The sequence below is a fragment of the Bradyrhizobium sp. USDA 4538 genome, from assembly GCF_024171045.1.
GTDB classification, from domain to species: Bacteria; Pseudomonadota; Alphaproteobacteria; order Rhizobiales; family Xanthobacteraceae; genus Bradyrhizobium; species Bradyrhizobium australafricanum.
Genome location: NZ_JALJZE010000001.1, coordinates 3,014,990 through 3,032,956 on the forward strand (window position 1 = coordinate 3,014,990; position 17,967 = coordinate 3,032,956).

At 64.7% G+C, this 17,967-nt stretch carries 17 protein-coding genes; 8 read left to right on the plus strand and 9 right to left on the minus strand.

The window, feature by feature from the left end; genetic code table 11:
- Nucleotides 1-25 precede the first annotated feature (25 nt).
- Nucleotides 26-1,258 (plus strand): ABC transporter substrate-binding protein, encoded by a 1,233-nt coding sequence (locus J2R78_RS13490; protein WP_253604880.1) that lies wholly within the window; start codon nt 26-28, stop codon nt 1,256-1,258.
- 22 nt (nt 1,259-1,280) lie between these two features.
- Nucleotides 1,281-2,564, plus strand: coding sequence for a glycerate kinase (locus tag J2R78_RS13495; RefSeq protein ID WP_253604882.1), 1,284 nt, complete (start codon nt 1,281-1,283; stop codon nt 2,562-2,564).
- Here J2R78_RS13495 and J2R78_RS13500 read toward each other — a convergent pair.
- Nucleotides 2,561-3,790 (minus strand): GNAT family N-acetyltransferase, encoded by a 1,230-nt coding sequence (locus J2R78_RS13500; RefSeq protein WP_375167118.1) that lies wholly within the window; start codon nt 3,788-3,790, stop codon nt 2,561-2,563. The genes J2R78_RS13495 and J2R78_RS13500 overlap by 4 nt on opposite strands.
- 212 nt (nt 3,791-4,002) lie before the next feature.
- On the opposite strand from J2R78_RS13500, the gene J2R78_RS13505 reads away from it, so the two are divergent.
- The gene (locus tag J2R78_RS13505; RefSeq protein ID WP_253604884.1) at nt 4,003-4,728 is read left to right on the plus strand and encodes an adenosylhopane nucleosidase; all 726 of its coding nucleotides are present in this window, start codon (nt 4,003-4,005) and stop codon (nt 4,726-4,728) included.
- Between the two features lie 154 nt (nt 4,729-4,882).
- On the opposite strand, the gene J2R78_RS13510 is transcribed toward J2R78_RS13505, so the two are convergent.
- Nucleotides 4,883-6,052, minus strand: coding sequence for a trans-acting enoyl reductase family protein (locus J2R78_RS13510; protein ID WP_253604885.1), 1,170 nt, complete (start codon nt 6,050-6,052; stop codon nt 4,883-4,885).
- Between the two features lie 314 nt (nt 6,053-6,366).
- Between J2R78_RS13510 and J2R78_RS13515 the strand changes: the two genes are divergently transcribed.
- On the plus strand, nt 6,367-6,852 hold the full coding sequence (locus J2R78_RS13515) for an adenosine-specific kinase (RefSeq protein ID WP_076832491.1): 486 nt from the start codon (nt 6,367-6,369) through the stop codon (nt 6,850-6,852).
- Between the two features lie 90 nt (nt 6,853-6,942).
- Here the strand turns inward: J2R78_RS13515 and J2R78_RS13520 are convergent, their stop codons facing one another.
- Nucleotides 6,943-7,461: a MarR family winged helix-turn-helix transcriptional regulator gene (locus J2R78_RS13520; protein ID WP_028336531.1), complete on the minus strand. Its 519-nt coding sequence runs from the start codon at nt 7,459-7,461 to the stop codon at nt 6,943-6,945.
- A 179-nt stretch (nt 7,462-7,640) separates the two neighbouring features.
- Here J2R78_RS13520 and J2R78_RS13525 point away from each other — a divergent pair, with 179 nt between their 5' ends.
- From J2R78_RS13525 to J2R78_RS13540, 4 genes are all read left to right on the plus strand, one after another.
- Entirely contained in the window at nt 7,641-8,681 is a 1,041-nt protein-coding gene (locus J2R78_RS13525) for a branched-chain amino acid ABC transporter permease (RefSeq protein WP_253604886.1), read from the plus strand.
- A 5-nt stretch (nt 8,682-8,686) separates the two neighbouring features.
- Entirely contained in the window at nt 8,687-10,456 is a 1,770-nt protein-coding gene (locus tag J2R78_RS13530) for an ATP-binding cassette domain-containing protein (protein WP_253604887.1), read from the plus strand.
- Nucleotides 10,453-11,184, plus strand: coding sequence for an ABC transporter ATP-binding protein (locus tag J2R78_RS13535; protein ID WP_057016004.1), 732 nt, complete (start codon nt 10,453-10,455; stop codon nt 11,182-11,184). Before J2R78_RS13530 ends, J2R78_RS13535 begins: the two co-directional genes overlap by 4 nt.
- A gap of 194 nt (nt 11,185-11,378) precedes the next feature.
- Nucleotides 11,379-11,819 carry an endonuclease domain-containing protein gene (locus J2R78_RS13540; protein WP_253604889.1) on the plus strand — a complete coding sequence of 147 codons (441 nt, stop codon included), beginning with the start codon at nt 11,379-11,381 and terminating at the stop codon, nt 11,817-11,819.
- A 127-nt stretch (nt 11,820-11,946) separates the two neighbouring features.
- Here J2R78_RS13540 and J2R78_RS13545 read toward each other — a convergent pair whose 3' ends face one another.
- The 6 genes from J2R78_RS13545 to J2R78_RS13570 all read right to left on the minus strand — a co-directional run bounded on the left by J2R78_RS13545 (nt 11,947) and on the right by J2R78_RS13570 (nt 17,963).
- Nucleotides 11,947-13,098, minus strand: a complete 1,152-nt coding sequence (locus J2R78_RS13545; RefSeq protein WP_168857602.1) for an ABC transporter substrate-binding protein — start codon at nt 13,096-13,098, stop codon at nt 11,947-11,949.
- 146 nt (nt 13,099-13,244) lie between these two features.
- Nucleotides 13,245-13,664, minus strand: a complete 420-nt coding sequence (locus J2R78_RS13550; protein WP_253604891.1) for a thioesterase family protein — start codon at nt 13,662-13,664, stop codon at nt 13,245-13,247.
- Nucleotides 13,665-13,726: 62 nt separating this feature from the next.
- On the minus strand, nt 13,727-14,488 hold the full coding sequence (locus J2R78_RS13555; protein WP_092085349.1) for an SDR family NAD(P)-dependent oxidoreductase: 762 nt from the start codon (nt 14,486-14,488) through the stop codon (nt 13,727-13,729).
- A 20-nt stretch (nt 14,489-14,508) separates the two neighbouring features.
- Nucleotides 14,509-16,380, minus strand: a complete 1,872-nt coding sequence (locus J2R78_RS13560) for a feruloyl-CoA synthase (RefSeq protein ID WP_253604893.1) — start codon at nt 16,378-16,380, stop codon at nt 14,509-14,511.
- Nucleotides 16,377-17,171, minus strand: a complete 795-nt coding sequence (locus tag J2R78_RS13565; RefSeq protein ID WP_168857598.1) for a crotonase/enoyl-CoA hydratase family protein — start codon at nt 17,169-17,171, stop codon at nt 16,377-16,379. Before J2R78_RS13565 ends, J2R78_RS13560 begins: the two co-directional genes overlap by 4 nt.
- Before the next feature lie 330 nt (nt 17,172-17,501).
- Complete coding sequence (locus tag J2R78_RS13570) at nt 17,502-17,963, minus strand: DUF3237 domain-containing protein (RefSeq protein ID WP_225645395.1); 462 nt, start codon at nt 17,961-17,963, stop codon at nt 17,502-17,504.
- Nucleotides 17,964-17,967: the final 4 nt, after the last annotated feature.

The window sequence follows — 17,967 nt, forward strand, 5'->3', positions numbered from 1 at the left end:
GGCAACAACAAGGAGATTTCGGGAAATGCCGATGCCGATCCGACACCGTGTCGCAACCGCCCTGCTCGGCCTCGCCGTCGCCGCCGCGACCGGCAATGCTGCATGGGCGCAGAAGAAATACGACACCGGTGCGAGCGACACCGAGATCAAGATCGGCAACATCGTGCCCTATAGCGGCCCGGCGTCGGCCTACGGCGTGGTCGGCAAGGCGATGGCCGCGGTGTTCAAGAAGGTCAACGACGACGGCGGCATCAACGGACGCAAGATCACTTTCGTCTCCTATGACGACGCCTACTCGCCGCCGAAGGCCGTCGAGCAGGCCCGCAAGCTGGTCGAGAGCGACGAGGTGCTGTTCCTGTTCGGCACGCTCGGCACCGCCTCCAACACCGCGATCCAGAAATATCTCAACGCCAAGAAGGTACCGCAGCTGTTCGTCGCCACCGGCGCGACCAAGTGGAACGATCCGAAGGCCTTCCCATGGACCATGGGCTGGCTGCCCAGCTATCAGAGCGAGTCGCGGATCTACGCGAAATATCTGCTCAAGGAGAAGCCCGCCACCAAGGTCGCGGTGCTCTACCAGAACGACGACATGGGCAAGGACTACCTCAAGGGCCTGGAAGACGGCTTCGCCAGCGACCCCGCGCGCGTCGTCGCCAAGGAAAGCTATGAAGTCGCCGAGCCGACGATTGATTCCCATGTGGTGCGGCTGAAATCCTCCAATCCCGACGTCATCGTCTTCTTCACCACGCCGAAATTCGGCGCCCAGGCGATCAAGAAGCTCGGCGAGATGAATTGGAAGCCGGTGACCATCGTCTCCAACGTCTCGGCTTCCACCGCGACCGTGATGCGTCCGTCCGGCCTCGACAATGCGCAGGGCGTGATCTCGGCCGCCTACGCCAAGGACGCCAGCGATCCGCAATGGAAGGATGATGCCGGCATGAAGGCGTTCGACGACCTGCTCGCCAAATACATGTCCGACACCAACCGCGTCGATGCCTCGGCGATGACCGGCTACAACATGGCGACCACGATGGTCGAGGTGCTGCGCCGCTGCGGTGACGACCTCACCCGCGCCAATGTGATGAAGCAGGCGGCGAGCCTGAAGCAATTCGCGCAAGGCGGCCTGCTGCCCGGCGTGACGCTGTCGACCGGTCCTGCCGACTTCCAGCCGATCGAACAGCTGCAGCTGATGCAGTTCAAGGGCGAGCGCTGGCAATTGTTCGGCGACGTCATCAGCGGCGAAGTCGGCGGAAACTGACCGCGTTACATAAGGCACAACCATGACCGACCGTCGTTCTTTCCTGCGTTCGATCTTCGATGCCGCTGTGGCGGCTGCGCATCCCGATGTCGTACTGGCGTCGCGGCTGCGGCCGGTGCCGAAGGGTCGGGTGATCTGTCTCTGCGCAGGCAAGGGCGCCGCGGCGATGGCCGCGGCGGCCGAGCGGCATTATCTCGACGCGCTCGAGCTCGATCCGTCGCGGCTGGTCGGCATCGCCACCACCCGCCACGGCCATGGCGTGCCGACCCGCCGCATCAAGGTGGTCGAGGCCGGCCACCCGGTGCCCGACGAGGCCGGGCTCAAGGCGGCGGACGACACGCTGCAGCTCGCCGCGACAGCGACCCCGGACGATCTCCTGCTGGTGCTTTTGACCGGCGGCGGTTCAGCGAACTGGATCGCGCCGGTCGACGGCGTGAGCTTTACCCAGAAGCAGCAGGTCAACCGCGCACTGCTGCGCTCCGGCGCGCCGATCGGCGAGATGAACACCGTGCGCAAGCATCTCTCGCGCATCAAGGGCGGACGGCTGGCGCGCGCCGGCCAGCACGCGGCCGAGATCGTCACGCTGGCGATATCGGACGTGCCGCATGACGATCCCTCCGCGATCGCCTCCGGGCCGACGGTGCCGGATCCGACCACGCTGGCGGACGCCCGCGCACTGGTCGCCAAATACAATCTCTCCATCGACGACGCGGTCCGCCGCGCGCTCGACGATCCCGCGAACGAAAGCTGCAAGCCCGGCGATGCCGCCTTCGCGCGGGCGACATTCGAACTGCTGGCAAAGCCGAAGGCCTCGATCGACGCCGCGGTGAAGGTCGCGCGGGACGCCGGCTACGAGACCATCGCGCTCGGCGCCGATCTCGAAGGCGAGGCCCGCGAGATCGCGGCCGAGCATGCGCGGCTGGCGCTGAAGGCGCGCAGCGAAGGCAAGCGCGTTGCGATCATCTCCGGCGGCGAGCTGACGGTGACGGTGCGCGGCAATGGCCGCGGCGGCCCCAACCAGGAATACGCGCTGGCGCTGGCCGGCCTACTGAAGGATACACCCGACGTCTCGGCACTGGCCGCCGATACCGACGGCGCCGACGGCGGCGCTGGCAGCGCGACCGACCCGGCCGGCGCCGTGATCGACCAGGCGACATTCGCGAAGATGAAATCGATCGGCCTCGATCCGAAGGCCTATCTCGAGAACAACGATGCGACGGGGTTCTTCGCCCAGACCGGGGATTTGCTCCTGACCGGCCCGACGCTGACCAACGTCAATGACGTGCGGGTGATTTTGGTGGATTAGGCCGTATCCTCGACGGACCCAAGGCCAGTCTCGGGCTGCGCCCAAAGCTCCTGATAGTTACGAAACTTCGCAAGCGTCTCGTCATATCGCGTCGGCTCGAGCACCGGCAAAATGCGCTTCAACACTGAGTTGATCGGCGCGGAGGTGTGCCGAACGTATAAGTCGATCGGATCAAGCAAGTGCCTCAGGTGCAGCTTTGGATCATAGTTCAGCCCGCTGCTGCGAAACCATTTGTACCCGTTGGCGATTGCCCAGCTCACCATGTCGCGAAACACATAATGATAGAGGTGCAGGTCTAAGGCGACATCGTAGTCGAGACCTATGTACTCCGCATAGATCGCGTCACCATGTACCATGCATGCGGCAAACGCGACGATCCGCTCGTTCTGACGCCAGAGGAAGAAGCGGACCTTGTCCCCCATCCGCCGCCCCAAGTCGCAGAAGTATTGTTCCGTCAGCTTCTCGAAGTGCAGTTTCGAACGCTGATAGACTTGGAAATACAATGGATAGATCTGCGCGATCACCGGCGTCGCGTCGTTGACGACGTTCATCTCGACGGATGGAGAGGCCCGCGCTGTCGCCTCAAACTTCTTGCGGAGTTTCTTGCGGGTTGCGCTGTTGAGCGTATGATTCATATAGTCATCGAAATTGGCGTAATCGATGCAAAGCCTGGTCATGGGCAGGCTGGGGATGCGGGTGAAGCCGTGAGCGACCAAACAGTCGAGGATAGGTCGGTATCGCGCCGGAAACTCCTTGAGCACGATCAGCCGCGCCCCGAGCCTGCGAGCATGTATTGCAATCGTAGAGGCCAGCAGTTCCGCGCAGCCTCGATGGCAGGCCTCGTCCCCGTCAAGATGACCTTCCCCTGCGACGCACCCGACCATGAGCGCACGGGCGCGCATCAAACCTGGCCACATCCGGCGAATGGCGTCGATGAGTACGCCAAACCGCGGGCTCGCACCGGCCAGCAAATCCAGGTCCATTAGGAAGAATGGCTGTACAGCACAAACCTGATCAACCGCATCTTTGATGAGGAAATACCGGTAATCGAACTCGGGATGAAGGGTATCCTCGACCAACTCATAGTATCGATGATCCTTGCGCTCGCTCGCGAAGGCGAACTGCCAGCGCGGACAACGCTCCAAATCGTTCCGCACGATGACTTGGAGACGCGGCGGACATTGCATCGGCACGCGTCTCGTGAGGTCGCCGATTTGGCTCGTCAAGTGCGCTGTTGCAGCTTCCGGCACGATCTCACGCTCGCCACGGATCCCGGCCCTAGGCAGCATTTATCACGGCGCCAAAACAAAGCAGCTAACATATCCGTCAGAAACTAACTCGTTAGTCATTTGCGATTTGGCGTTGGAGCAGAACACTCCTGATACGACCCGCACGCGCGGACACTCGCCGTCCAGCGCGGCATCCGGGGAGCGGACTCATGGCAGCGGTGATTGGAGTCACGGGACTTGCGTTTGAGGCGCGGATCGCTGCAGACCTGCATACGCAGGCGATCTGCAGTGGCGATGGCAGCACGCTCGCGGAGTCTCTCGCGTCGGCAATTGCTGAGGATTGCTACGGTCTTATCAGCTTTGGCGTCGCGGGCGGCCTTTCGCCCGACCTCCCGGCAGGCGCATGCGTCGTAGCATCGACGATCGTTTCGGAAACGATTCAGCTCTTCACTGATCGGGACTGGTCGCAAGCCTTGCTTCGACTCATCCCCGGTTCGATTTATGGCCCTATTGCTGGTGTGACCACGGTCGCCATGCATCCAGAAGCGAAGCGCTCGCTGCATATGAGTACAGGCGCGCTGGCGGTCGATAACGAATCCCATGTGGCGGCGAGTGTCGCTGCAGCGCGCGGCCTCCCTATGACTGCCGTCCGCGTGATCATGGATCCGGCCGGTCGGCAGCTTCCTGCCGCCGCCCTGTCCGCAGTGCGTGCAAACGGGACGATCGATCTCGCCGCGCTGGTCCGTGCGACAATGAAACAGCCGAGCGAGTTACCGATGCTGCTTCGGACCAGTCTCGACGCACTGTCCGGATTTGCGGCGCTGCTTCGCTGCCGTCAATTGCTTGGCCCTGGATTAGGGTTGCCTTCCTTGCAAGCAGAAGAGTCGGAGCCAAGCTCAAGTATCGTAGCGGAAGATCGTATGATCGCCCTCTAGAGCGTTTTCGAGCGAAGTGGGCACCGGTTCGCGTGAAGAAAACGCGTCAAAACAAGAATCTAGAGATTCGGTTCTGATTCAATCAGAACCGAAAATGCTCTAGTCGCTTTTTTAGCCGAACGGGCTGCTATACCTGCCGACTGCGTGCGTGACCTCAACGCGCACTGAAAGTGAGGCCGGCGCGCTCCTTTAGACGCTTGCGCAAGGCCGGCCCCATCAGCGCGCCCGGCGTCCAGATGCCGCCCTCACCCTGCACGTCACGCACGACGCAGAGAGCGCTTTCGGTGATCATCTTGCTTGTCGAGCCATAGCCCGGATCGCGGTCGCCGGTGACAACGGCTTCCACCCGTCCGCCATCCGGCACCTCGCCCAGAAAGAAGATGTCGTAGAAGCCCCTCTCGCGCGCTTCCCGGGTCGGGCCTGCGCCGCGTTTGAGACCGCCGGTCCCGAACAAGGACACCACCGTGGCGAACGTCTCCGTCGTCACGCTCGCGATGTCCCCAAGTCCCGGCGCCACCATCATCTCGTCATAAACGAAGTCCCTGCCGTAGGGATGGCCCAACAGGAAGTTCGTGCGGTGCACGTTCTTGGTGTTGATCGGCGCCATCGGGAACGGCACGAGCCACGCGTGCATGCTTGTGTCATATTCGGGGACGAGGCCCGACGGCTGAGACGGCCCAGTGAAGCCCGGCGTCAACGCGAAGGGATCGGTCAGCAGCCGGATCAGGGCCGGGTCGCGCGCCGCGGCGGCCAGCGTCGCCTGAGCGCTCGCCGCGGTGCCGCCAGACATGCCACCCCTCACCTTGCGCAGACGGGCCTTCACCCGCCGCGCCGGGCGTCCGAATTTCTCGCGCGCCTTCTCCTGCAACGTGAGCACACCGAGATCGAACGGGATGGAATCGAAGCCACAGGAGAAGACGATGCGCGCGCCGGTCCGTTTTGCCTCTTCGTGATGGGCGTCGATCATAGCCCGCATCCAGCCCGGTTCGCCGCAAAGATCAACATAGGCCGTGCCGGTGGCCGCGCATGCCGCCACTAGCTCGGGACCGTGAAGCTGATAGGGCCCGACCGTGGTGACGACCACGGTCGCGCGCTCGCACATCGAACGCAGGCTGGCCGGCTCGGCGGCATCCGCCTTCACTAACGGCAAATCGTCCGGTGCGCCGATGTCGGCACGCACTTTCTGGAGTTTGTCGGTCGAGCGTCCCGCAATTGCCCAGGACGGAGCATCGTCGCCGCGATAGGATGTCGCCAGATATTCGGCGATGAGACCCCCGGTGTAACCCGTCGCGCCATAGACGATGAGGTCGAAGTCCCGCTTCACGGCGTTGATCCTCCTCGAGCCCCCGGAAGCGCTCCCTTCAGATCCGTTAGCAACGCTCGGTACGCTTCGCGGCCATTTGCGAGGGGCCGGGCAACATACGGGCCATCGCGCTTGACGGAGGATACCACAATTGCCGCCCTTCGGCGCGCAACCTCCCGGCGATTTCCGGTCCCCCCTTGAGAGCCGTCGTGAGTACGGACGCTGATCGGCGTGAGCCGAAGCAACAGCCGGCACATTTGAGCGCCTGTGGCCGCTTGCAAACGCCCTCCGACGGCCTACCATGGATTGGGGAGTTCGCGTGCAGGAGCGAAGCCATGGAACTCACCGTGGTGCCCATCGTCAAGCCGGATGAGACCAACTTCATCTTCGGCCAGTCGCATTTCATCAAGACCGTGGAAGACCTTCACGAAGCGCTGGTGGGCACGGTTCCGCGCATCCGCTTCGGGTTGGCTTTCTGCGAGGCCTCCGGCAAGCGGTTGGTGCGCTGCTCCGGTAACGACGACGCCTCGCTCGCCCTGGCACGCGACAACGCATTGGCGATCGGCGCCGGTCACACCTTCCTGATTTTCCTCGGCGACGGGTTCTTTCCCGTCAACGTGCTGCCGGCGGTGCGCGCAGTGCCGGAGGTCTGCCGCATCTATTGCTCGACGGCCAATCCAACACAGGTGATCGTCGCGCAGACGGAGCTCGGGCGCGGCGTGCTCGGCGTGGTGGATGGCGCCTCGCCGCTGGGTGTCGAAACCGACGCCGACATTGCGTGGCGGAAGGATCTGCTGCGGAACATCGGCTACAAGCTTTAGACCGCGATTGTTCGCCGCCTGGCGGCGCCCGCATGCCGGATATGTGTCAACCCAACGCGTCATTGCGAGCGGACGGGCCGTCACGCCCCCTCAAAACTCCTGCGCGAGCTTCGCCAGCATCTCCAGCAGCGCGGCGTGGTTGGCCGGACCGAGCACCTCGATCAGCCGCGCCTCGTGCTTGTTGGCGACCAGCTTCTTGGCGCGCGCCAGCACGGCGCGGCCCTTGTCGGTCAGGACGAGGATGTGGGAACGGCGGTCGTTGGTGGAGCGCATCCGCGCGCAAAGGTCGCGGCTCTCCAGCGCGTCGAGCATCGCGACAAAATTCGGCCTGAGGATGCCGAGCGTGTTGGCGATCTCTGTCTGGTTGCGGCCCGGATTCTTGTCGAGCAGAAGCAGCACCGAGAACTGCGCCGGCGTCAGCTGCAGCGGCGCGACGCAGCGCAGGAAGTCCTCGAATACCCTGAGCTGCGCGCGCTTCAACGAATAGCCGAGCAATCCGGACAGTTCGCCCAGTTGCAGCATGCTGTCGTCCCCGGCAGAATCGGCCGGTTCCCTGCGCAGGGCCCGCGACGAACGAAGGGCATCGGTGGCGGTCTTGGAAACAGTCATCGCTCCAGGCTCGCAATCCCGCTACAAGAATCCCGCACGACACTCGGGGACCTTGAGATTATATCTAATAATTGTTATGGACTATATCAAATGTCGGCAGCTTTCAACAGCCGATATCGGCCGACCTGACCGGCACGACCGGTTGAGGCGGTCCGACGCTTGAGGGGGAGCGCTCGGCCTTGAACACAACGATCATGCTGTTCCTGCTGCAGGACGGCATCACCAATGGCGCGATCTACGCACTGCTGGGGCTGGCCCTGGTGCTGGTGTTCGCGGTCACGCGGGTGATCCTGATCCCGCAGGGCGAATTCGTCACCTACGGCGCGCTGAGCTACGCCATGCTGGCGACCGGCCAGGTGCCCGGCACCGCACGGCTTGCGGTCGCGATGGGCCTCGTCGCCTTCGCCCTCGACCTGTTCTTCGCCCGCAACGCGCTGCATGCGCGGCTGGTGATCCGCTCGGTCGCGCTCAACATCGCCTTTCCCGTCGCGCTGCTCGGTCTGATCTATGCGCTGGTCGGTCCCGGCACGCCGATCGCCGTCAACATCGCGCTCGCGCTCCTGATCGTGGCGGCGATCGGGCTGTTCCTCTACCGCATCGCGTTCCAGCCGATCGCGCACACCTCCGTGCTGGTGCTGCTGATCGCCTCGGTCGGCTGCCATCTGGCGCTACAGGGCCTCGGCCTGGTGTTCTTCGGCGCCGAAGGCCTGCGCGCGCCTGCGCTGTCGAATGCCGCAGTAACCGCCGGCCCGCTGCGCTTCACCGGGCAGAGCCTTGCGGTCTACGGCCTGACGATCGGCTTCATCGTCGCCCTGTGGCTGTTCTTCGGCCACACCAAGACCGGCAAGGCGCTGCGCGCCACCGCGGTCAACCGCCTCGGCGCCCGCCTGGTCGGCATTCGCACCACGCTGTCCGGCCAGATCGCGTTCCTGCTCGCCTCCGTCATCGGCGCGATCTCCGGCATCCTGATCGTGCCGATCACCACGCTCTATTACGACACCGGTTTCCTGATCGGCCTGAAGGGCTTCATCGCCGCCATCATCGGCGGCCTGGTCAGCTATCCCCTGACCGCGGTCGCCGCCATCGTGGTCGGCATCGTCGAGGCCTTCTCGTCGTTCTACGCCAGCAATTTCAAGGAAGTCATCGTGTTCACGCTGATCCTCCCCGTGCTCGTGTTGCGCTCGCTCGCGGCGCCCGAGGTCGAAGAAGAGAAGGATTGAGCGCGATGACGCAGCGCCTTCCCCTCATCATCTTCGCGCTCGTGATGGCGGTGATTCCGCTTGTCCCGGGCATCCCGCCGTTCTGGATCGTGCTGCTCGACAATATCGGCCTCGCCGCGCTGGTCGCGATGGGTCTCGTGCTGCTCACCGGCGTCGGCGGCCTGACCTCGTTCGGCCAGGCCGCGTTCTGCGGGTTCGGCGCCTACACCACGGCGGTGCTGACCACCGCCTACGGCGTCTCGCCCTGGCTGACGCTGCCGGCTTCGCTGTTGGTCAGCGGCATCGCCGCCGTGCTGCTCGGCATCGTCACGGTGCGGCTATCCGGCCATTATCTGCCGCTCGGCACCATCGCCTGGGGCATCGGGCTGTTCTATCTGTTCAGCAAGCTCGAATTCCTCGGCCGCAACGACGGCATCTCGGGCATTCCGCCGCTGTCGATCGGCTCGTTCAAGATGCTGAGCCCGGATGCGATCTACTACGCGATCTGGGTCGCGGTGCTGCTGTCCGCGCTGCTCACCATGAACCTCTTGGACTCCCGCACCGGGCGCGCGATCCGCGCCTTGCGGCGCGGCCATGTTGCGGCGGAAGCGTTCGGCGTGCAGACGCCCCGCGCCAAGCTGTTGGTGTTCATCTATGCCGCGGTGCTGGCCGGCCTGTCCGGTTGGCTGTATGCGCATTTCCAGCGCGCCGCCAACCCGACGCCGTTCGGCGCGCAGGCCGGCATCGAGTATCTGTTCATCGCCGTGGTCGGCGGCGCGGGCTACGTCTGGGGCGGCGTGCTCGGCGCCGGCATCGTCGTGATCCTCAAGGAGGTGCTGCAGAGCTACCTGCCCTACATCTTCGGCGGCCAGAGCCAGCTCGAGACCATCGTGTTCGGCATCATGCTGGTGCTGCTGCTGCAGCTCGCGCCTCAGGGCGTCTGGCCCTGGCTGATGTCGCGGCTGCCGTTCAAGCCCGCCCGCAAGACCCTGGACACATCGGTGAAGCTGGAGCACCGTGAACGGGCGCCTGGGACGTCTCCGGTTCTTCTGCACATCGACAAGGCGCGCAAGCAGTTCGGCGGCGTGCTCGCGGTCAACGACGTCTCGTTCGACGTCAACGCCCGCGAGATCGTCGCGCTGATCGGTCCGAACGGCGCCGGCAAGAGCACGACCTTCAATTTGATCACCGGCGTCCTGACCGCAACCAGCGGCAAGATCTCCGTGCTCGGCAAGGAAGTCGAGAACGCGCCGCCCCAGGAGGTGGTCAAGCTCGGCGTTTCCAGAACCTTCCAGCACGTCAAGCTGGTGCCCGACATGACCGTGCTCGAGAACGTCGCGATCGGTGCGCATCTGCGCGGCAATTCCGGCGCGATCTCCAGCATGCTGCGGCTCGACCGCGCCGACGAGGCGAAGCTGCTGGCGGAAGCCGCGCGGCAGATCGCGCGCGTCGGCCTGTCGGACCAGATCGACCAGCTGGCGGGCTCGCTGTCGCTCGGACAGCAGCGCATCGTCGAGATCGCCCGCGCGCTGTGCGTCGATCCGATGCTGCTGCTGCTTGATGAGCCGGCCGCCGGCCTGCGCCACATGGAGAAGCAGCGGCTCGCCGCGCTGCTCCGGCAATTGCGCGACGGCGGCATGTCGGTGCTGCTGGTCGAGCACGACATGGGGTTCGTGATGGATCTCGCCGACCGCATCGTGGTGCTGGATTTCGGTACCAAGATTGCCGAGGGCACGCCGGCCGCGATCAAGCGCAACCCCGACGTGATCAAGGCCTATCTCGGAGCCGCCGCATGAGTGCGCTGCTATCGGTGACTGACGTCCACATCTCCTACGGCAAGGTCGAGGCGGTGCGCGGCGTATCGCTCGACGTCGCCCAGAACGAGATCGTCACCATCATCGGTGCCAACGGTGCCGGCAAGACCACGCTGCTCAACGCCATCATGGGCGTGCTGCCGCTGAAGGGGCGCACCAGCTTCGCCGGCGTCGACATGGCGCCGCTCGATATCGAGGACCGCGTCGCCACCGGCCTCAGCCTGGTGCCCGAGCATCGCGAATTGTTCGGCACCATGAATGTCGAGGACAATCTCGAGCTCGGCGCGTTCCGGATCGCGAAGGCCGTCGCGGCCGCCTCGCTGGAGCGGGTCTACACGCTGTTTCCGCGGCTCAAGGAGCGGCGCAAGCAGCTTGCCGGAACGCTGTCCGGCGGCGAGCAGCAGATGCTGGCGATGGGCCGCGCGCTGATGGGCGCGCCGAAGCTCTTGATGCTGGACGAGCCGAGCCTCGGCCTCGCCCCGATCATCGTCGCCGACATCTTCCGCATCGTCGGCGAGCTCCGCGCCGCCGGCGTCTCGGTGCTCCTCGTCGAGCAGAACGCCCAGGCCGCATTGCAGATCGCCGACCGCGCCTATGTCATGGAGCTCGGCGAGTTCGTGCTGTCAGGCCCCGCGACGGAGATCGCCGCCAACAAGGGCGTCGCCGCGAGCTATCTCGGCTTCCAGCACGAAGGCGAGAGTGCGATTTAGGACGCGCAACTCCATCGCGGAGAGACCGTCACCCCACCTCGCCGCGCATTACATGCGCGGCGATCCTCCCCCTCCAGGGAAGGATGAAGGCAGGTGCGCCTTCCGGGAAATGATTTCTGACCGCGCTTGCATTCGCGCAAGGATTGCGCTCCACTTCACCCTCCCCTGGAGGGGGAGGGTCGATTGCGCGCGCGATGCGCAGCATCGCGGGTGCGATCGGGGTGGGGTCAAGCCACACAAATGGTCTCAACATCAATCCGCAGAGCCGCCGCGAAGAGCTGCGCGCCAACACGACGCCGCATGAACGAATCCTGTGGCGCGCGCTGAGAGAGCTGCCAACGGACGGAACGCATTTTCGAAGGCAGGCACCGATTGGCCCTTACGTCGTCGATTTCTTCTGCCCGGCCAAGCGACTCATCGTCGAGTTGGACGGTGGACACCACAACGACGATAAAGTGGCGAAGCGCGATCGTGCGCGACAAGAGTGGCTGGAGCGGGAAGGATATCGCGTCGTCAGGTTCTGGAATTCGGAGGTCAGTGAGGATTTGAATGCCGTGCTCGAACGGATCTATGTCGAGCTCTATGGCGCTCGCGAAGCGGAAGCTGTGCCGCTGAAGCACTACCGGCGGCGATAGACCACCACCCCACCCCGCTTCACATCGCTACTTGCGATGCGAAGCGACCCTCCCCCTCCAGGGGAGGGTAAGAAAAAGCCGGCCCTTTATCAGGACCGGCTTCTTCGTTTCAGAGATTGCGTCCAGCTCACATCGCCGGGACGTATTTGCCGTCCTTGACCGTCAGCAGGATGCGCGAACGGTCGTCGAGGCCGTAGCGATCCTTTTCGGTCCAGTTGTAGACGCCCTGGGTCGCGACGATCTCCTTCTCGGAGATGAAGGCCTTGCGAATCGCCTCGCGGAATTCCGGCGTGCCGGGCTTGGCGGTCTTCAGCGCCACCGGGATGATGCGCTTCATCACCTCGAAGGCATCGTACGAGTGGCCGGCGAACTGGCTGCGGCTGTTGGCGCCGTACTTGGCTTCATAGGCCGTGTTCAGCGCGAGGCCGGGCTTCTTGGTCAGCGCGCTGTCGGGCTGGGTTTCCGGCGACATGATCGGGCCGGCCGACATGATGACGCCTTCCGCGGCCGCACCGGCGATGCGGATGAAGTCCATGCTGGCGGCGCCGTGGGTCTGGTAGATCAGACCCTTGTAGCCGCGCTCGCGCAGCGCGGTCTGCGGCAGCGCCGCAGCGGTGCCGGAAGCACCGACCAGGATGGCGTCGGGATTGGCGGCGACGAGCTTCAGCACCTGGCCGGCGACCGAGGTATCCGGACGCGCGAAGCGCTCCTCGTCGGTCATGGTCAAGCCCATCGGCACGGCCTGCGCCTTGAAGTCGTTGACCCAGAGGTCGCCGTAGGAATCCGAATAGCCGATATAGCCGACGGTCTTGATGTTGTGCGCCTTCATGTGCTCGTAGAGCACCTTGCCCATGATCGGAATCGACTGCGGCAGGTCGACCGACCACTTCATGCGCGCCTCGTTGATCGGGAACGGCGCGAGGCCGAAATGCGGGATGCCGGCCTCGTTGGCGACCGTCGACACCGCGATCGACGGCGGCGTGGTGCAGGAGCCCATGATGATGTCGGCCTTGGACTCGGTGACGAAGCGCCGCGCGTTGGTGGTCGCGGCCGTCGGATCGCCACCGTCGTCGAGCACGATCAGCTTCAGCGGTACGCCGCCGATCTCCTTCGGCACGAAATCGAGCGCGTTGCGCTCGGGAATGCCGAGCGCCGCGGCGGGCCCCGTGGTCGAGATCGAGATGCCGATGGTGATTTCATTGGTCTGCGCCAGTGCGGGCGCGCCCGGCAGCGCGATGGCTGCCGCGAGCACCGCGGCGGCGAGAGTGGCCTTCCTCATTCATTCCTCCCTGCAGTTAAGTTTTTTGGGTTTAAACCGGTTTTGCGGGCCAATTCAGCCCCTTCTTTAGAGCATGATCCGGAAAAGTGGAAACCGGTTTTCCGAGAGGATCATGCTCCGAAAGTCGAGTCATGAGGGGGTGCGAGTCAGCCCTTCATGAAGCGGTCAATAATCTCCTGCGGAAACGGCGCCGATTTCAGCTTGGCGGGATCGTCCGGGTGGCGGCCGACCAGCACCCTGGTCTCGAACGCCTCGATCGCCAACGCCTCGTCCTTGAACACGCGGTGCACCACCTCGAAGCTCGAGCGCTTGATGCTCTCGATCCGGCTCTCGATGGTAATCCAGTCGCCATGGGTCGACGGGATGTGAAATTTCGCCCGCGTGTCGACCATGGGAATGCCGACCAGGCCGTATTTGTGGACGAGGTCCTGCTTCGAGCAACCGGCGGCCTCGAACATGATCGAGGTCGAGTCGTCGAACATCGCAAAATAGCGCGGGTAATAGACGATGTTGGCGGGGTCGCAATCGCCCCACTGGATCTGCACGTCGCGCCGATTGACGAACATGGTTTATCCTCGATCGAGCATGAGCGATCCGGAAGGGCGTTCATGCTCTTCCGGATCATGCTTCAGCGCGGCGCCATCCGGAGCGCGGCATCGAGCCGCACCACTTCGCCGTTCAGATAGGGGTTGTCGATCATGTGCAGCGCCAGCGAGGCGAACTCGTCGGCCTGGCCGAGCCGGCGCGGGAACGGGATCGCGGCGGCGAGCGAATCCTGCGCTTCCTGCGGCAGGCCGGCCAGCAGGGGCGTCATGAACAGGCCGGGCGCGATGGTCAGAACGCGGATGCCGAATTGCGCGAGCTCGCGCGCGATCGGCAGCGTCATCGCGACGATGCCGCCCTTCGATGCCGAATAGGCCGCCTGCCCGATCTGGCCGTCATAGGCCGCGACCGAGGCCGTTGAGATCACGACGCCGCGCTCGCCGGTTGCGAGCGGCTCGAGCTTGGCCATGTCAGCGGTCGCAAGCCGCAACATGTTGAAGGAGCCGATCAGATTGACCTTGATCACCTTGTCGAAGTCGCCCAGCGCCATCGGCCCCTCGCGACCGATCACGCGTTTTGCCACCCCAATGCCGGCGCAGTTCACCAGCACGCGCGCGGGGCCGTGCGCCTTGGCGGCGGCGGCCACCGCGGCCTCGGCCGCCGCAGCGTCGGCGACGTCGCAGACGACGGGAATGCCGCCGATCTCCGCCGCGACGCTCTCGGCGAGCTTGGCGTTGAGATCGCAGACCGCGACCTTGGCGCCCTGCGCGGCGAGACGGCGCGCGGTCGCAGCGCCCAATCCCGATGCACCGCCGGTGACGATGGCGGCCTGGTCCTTCAACTGCATGGCTTTCTCCTGTTCGAGAACTAGACGAGTGTGATCACCGATGCCGGCGGCACCGGCGCATAAAGCGCTTCGATGATGTCCGTGCGATGCTCCAGCACCGCGCGCTGGTTGATCGAGCCCTTGTCGGTGACCTCGCCGCGATCGATCGACAGCGGCGTGTCGAGCAGGATCGCGCGCGCGATCCGGTTCGACGAGCCGGTGGCGCCGGCCAGGACGCGCGCGAAGCGCTCGCGGAAGGCCGCCCGCACCAGCGGATCATTGGCCGCGGCCGCGATGTCGCCAGAGGCGAGCTGCGGATTGATCAGGCGGCAGCCGTCGAGATCGAGGATCACGATCGCGGCGAGCTCGTCGCGGTTGAGCCCCGCGATCACGACGTCGCGCACCAGCGGCGCGCAGGTGCCGACGAAACGCGCCCGCAAGGGTCCGACGCTGACCCAGGTGCCGCTCGCCAGCTTGAAATCCTCGGCGATGCGGCCGTCGAAATCGAAACCGGCATCGAGATCACCAGCGTCGGCAGGCTTCAGCGCGTCGCCGAACTTGTAAAAGCCTTCCTCGTCGAACGCCTTGGCGGTCAGCTCGGGCTGCCGCCAGTAGCCCGGGGTCACGTTCGGGCCTTTGGCGCGGACCTCAAGCTTGCCGTTGTTCGGAACGAGCTTCGCATCATTGCCCGACACCGGAAGCCCGACATGGCCGGAGCGGCTGGTATCGGGCCGCACCGACATGAAGAACGGCGAGGTCTCGGTGGCACCGAGGCCGGTCAGGACAGGCACACGATAGCCCTTCTCCTGCACTGCGAGCGCATCGAGGCTGTTCCAGATGAACGGCGACAGCGCGGCGCCGGAGAAGAACATCGCATGCAGCCGGGCGAAGAATTTTGCCCGCAGACCGGCGTCGTCGCGCAGATAGGGCAGCAGCGATTCATAGCCTTTGGGCACGTTGAAATAGACCGTCGGCGAGATCTCGCGCAGGTTTCGCACGGTCTCCTCGATGCCGCCGGGCATCGGCTTGCCCTCGTCGAGATACATCGAGCCGCCGTTATAGAGCGTCAGCCCGACATTGTGATTGCCGCCGAAGGTGTGATTCCACGGCAGCCAGTCGACGATAACCGGCGGCTCGTCCTTGAGGAATGCGAGCGTCTCGCGCAGCATCACCTGGTTAGCGCAGATCATGCGCTGGGTGTTGATGACGGCCTTGGGATTGCCGGTCGACCCCGACGTCAGCAGAAATTTCGCGATCGTGTCCGGACCGATTGCCGCATGGGCCGCATCGAGGCGCGGGTCTTCCGGCGTCGCCAGGAGACCGGCAAGGCGCGTCACCTCACGGCCGGGCACGGTGCCGCGGCTCGCGGCGATCTCGACATCGGATCCGACATTGGCACGCAGCGCGTCGGCGAACTTGTCGGCATCGTCGACAAAGATGAGGCCCGGCGTCAGAAGCTTGATGACGAAGCTGAGCTTGCCATAGTCGCGCGACACCAGCGAATAGGCCGGCGACACCGGGCAGAACGGAACGCCGGCATAGAGCGCGCCGAGCGCCACCAGGGCATGATCGATCGAATTGCCCGACAGGATCGCAATCGGCCGCTCGGCCGACAATCCGCGCGCGATCAAGGCGGAGGCGATGCGCCTGATAGCCTCGAGCAATTGCACGTAGGTGATTTGCCGCCAGCCGCCACCGGCGGCGCGCTCGGCCATGAACACGCGGTTCGGCCCGGCCTTCGCCCAGTGGTGCAGGCGATCGGTGAGGCGAACCGGAAAATCGGCGAGGCTGAGCTTCGGTCGGAGGTAGATCGTGCCGTCGTCGCGGCGCTCGACGGTGACGTCGGGATTGCCGAACGAGATCGGGCGCAGCGGATGCGCGCTCGCAGTGGTCGCAGACGGCGCGGCGCTCATGTCGGCTTCACCTTGGCGGTCTTGCGATCAAGAAACGCGCGGATGCGCTTCTTGGCTTCCTTGTCGCTCTGCGCCACCGTCGCCATCAGCGATTCCATCAACAGGCCGGTCTGCGGATTGGCCTCGGCGATCATCGGTAGCGCCTGCAACACAGCGAAGTTGGTCAGCGGCGCATTGGCGGCGACGCGCTCGGCAAGCTCCAGCGCCTTCGGCAGCGCGCCGTCGGCCTCGGTGAGATATTGCGAGAAGCCGTAGGCGGCGCCCTCGGTCGCCGAATAGACCCGCCCGGTCAGCATCATGTCCGCCATCCTGGGCACGCCGATCAGGCGCGGCAACCGCACCGATCCGCCGCCGCCGACGAAGATGCCGCGCTGGCCCTCGGGCAGCGCGAAATAGGCCGACGGCTCGGCGACGCGGATATGCGCGGCGCAAGCCAACTCCAGTCCGCCGCCGATCACCGCGCCCTTCAGTGCGGCGATGACAGGCACGCGGCAATACTGGATGCGGTCGAACACGCGGTGCCACATCTGGGAATGCACCAGGCCCTCGGTGGCGTCGCGCTCGGTCAGTTCGGAGAGGTCGAGGCCGGACGAGAAGTGATCGCCGATGCCATGGATGACGACGGCGCCGACCGCATCCGGTATCGCGGAGAAGCAATCCCGCAGCGCCAGGATGATGCCGTCGTTCAGCGCATTGCGCTTGGCGGGACGGTTCAGCCCGACCGTCAGCACCGCCCCTCGCGTCTCGATCCTGAGCAGCGAAGCGTCTCCCTCGCCGGCAGCGTTTCCCATGGCGTTATTGTTTCCCGTTCAGAATAGTTATGTTTTATAACGATTAGCGGGAGAGTCAATATGGGCGCGCACGGCTGGTGGCCATCGCCCCTTCGAGACGGCCGCTGCGCGGCCTCCTCTGGGTGACGGTGATGAAGTTGATACGCGCCCCCACCCGTCGTCCCTGCTTTCGAAAGCAGGGACCCATAACCACAAATGATTATTGTTGGACGATGACGGAACGACGAGTCCCGTTCACGACACAGGCCGCGGAGTATGGGTCCCTGCTTTCGCAGGGACGACACCGAATGTTGGCGGATCCCGGCGGGTAAAACGAGCAAGAGTGCGAAACTAAAGCACCTGATGCACGTCGATCACGACCCGGTCGGCGTGGCGGGCGGCGGAGCCGACGAAGATGTGCTGCATCAGCCAGCGGTAGTTCTCGGCGCCGGTTTCGAATTTCGGCACGGTGCGGAAATAGATCAGCTTCGGGTCGACCGGCTCGCCGCGCTTCAGCTTCTGCAACAGCTCGACCGGCCCGAAGCGGATGCCCTTGTTCTCGACATAGACGACGGCGCCGTCGTCGGTCTCGAAGGCGTATTTCGCCTCCAGCTCGATCAGCTCGTTGGGCCGGATGATCTGGAAGTCGGCACCGAACGCCAGCACTTTGCCGTTGACCTTCTCGCCCCTCACCTCGCCGCCGACGATCGGAATGATGCGGCGGACGCCGGTGCCGATGTCACCGGCGGACGTCACCTCCGCGATCCGGGCGGTTATGGTGAAGACGTATCTGGTCTCAAGCTCGGGATTCATAGGC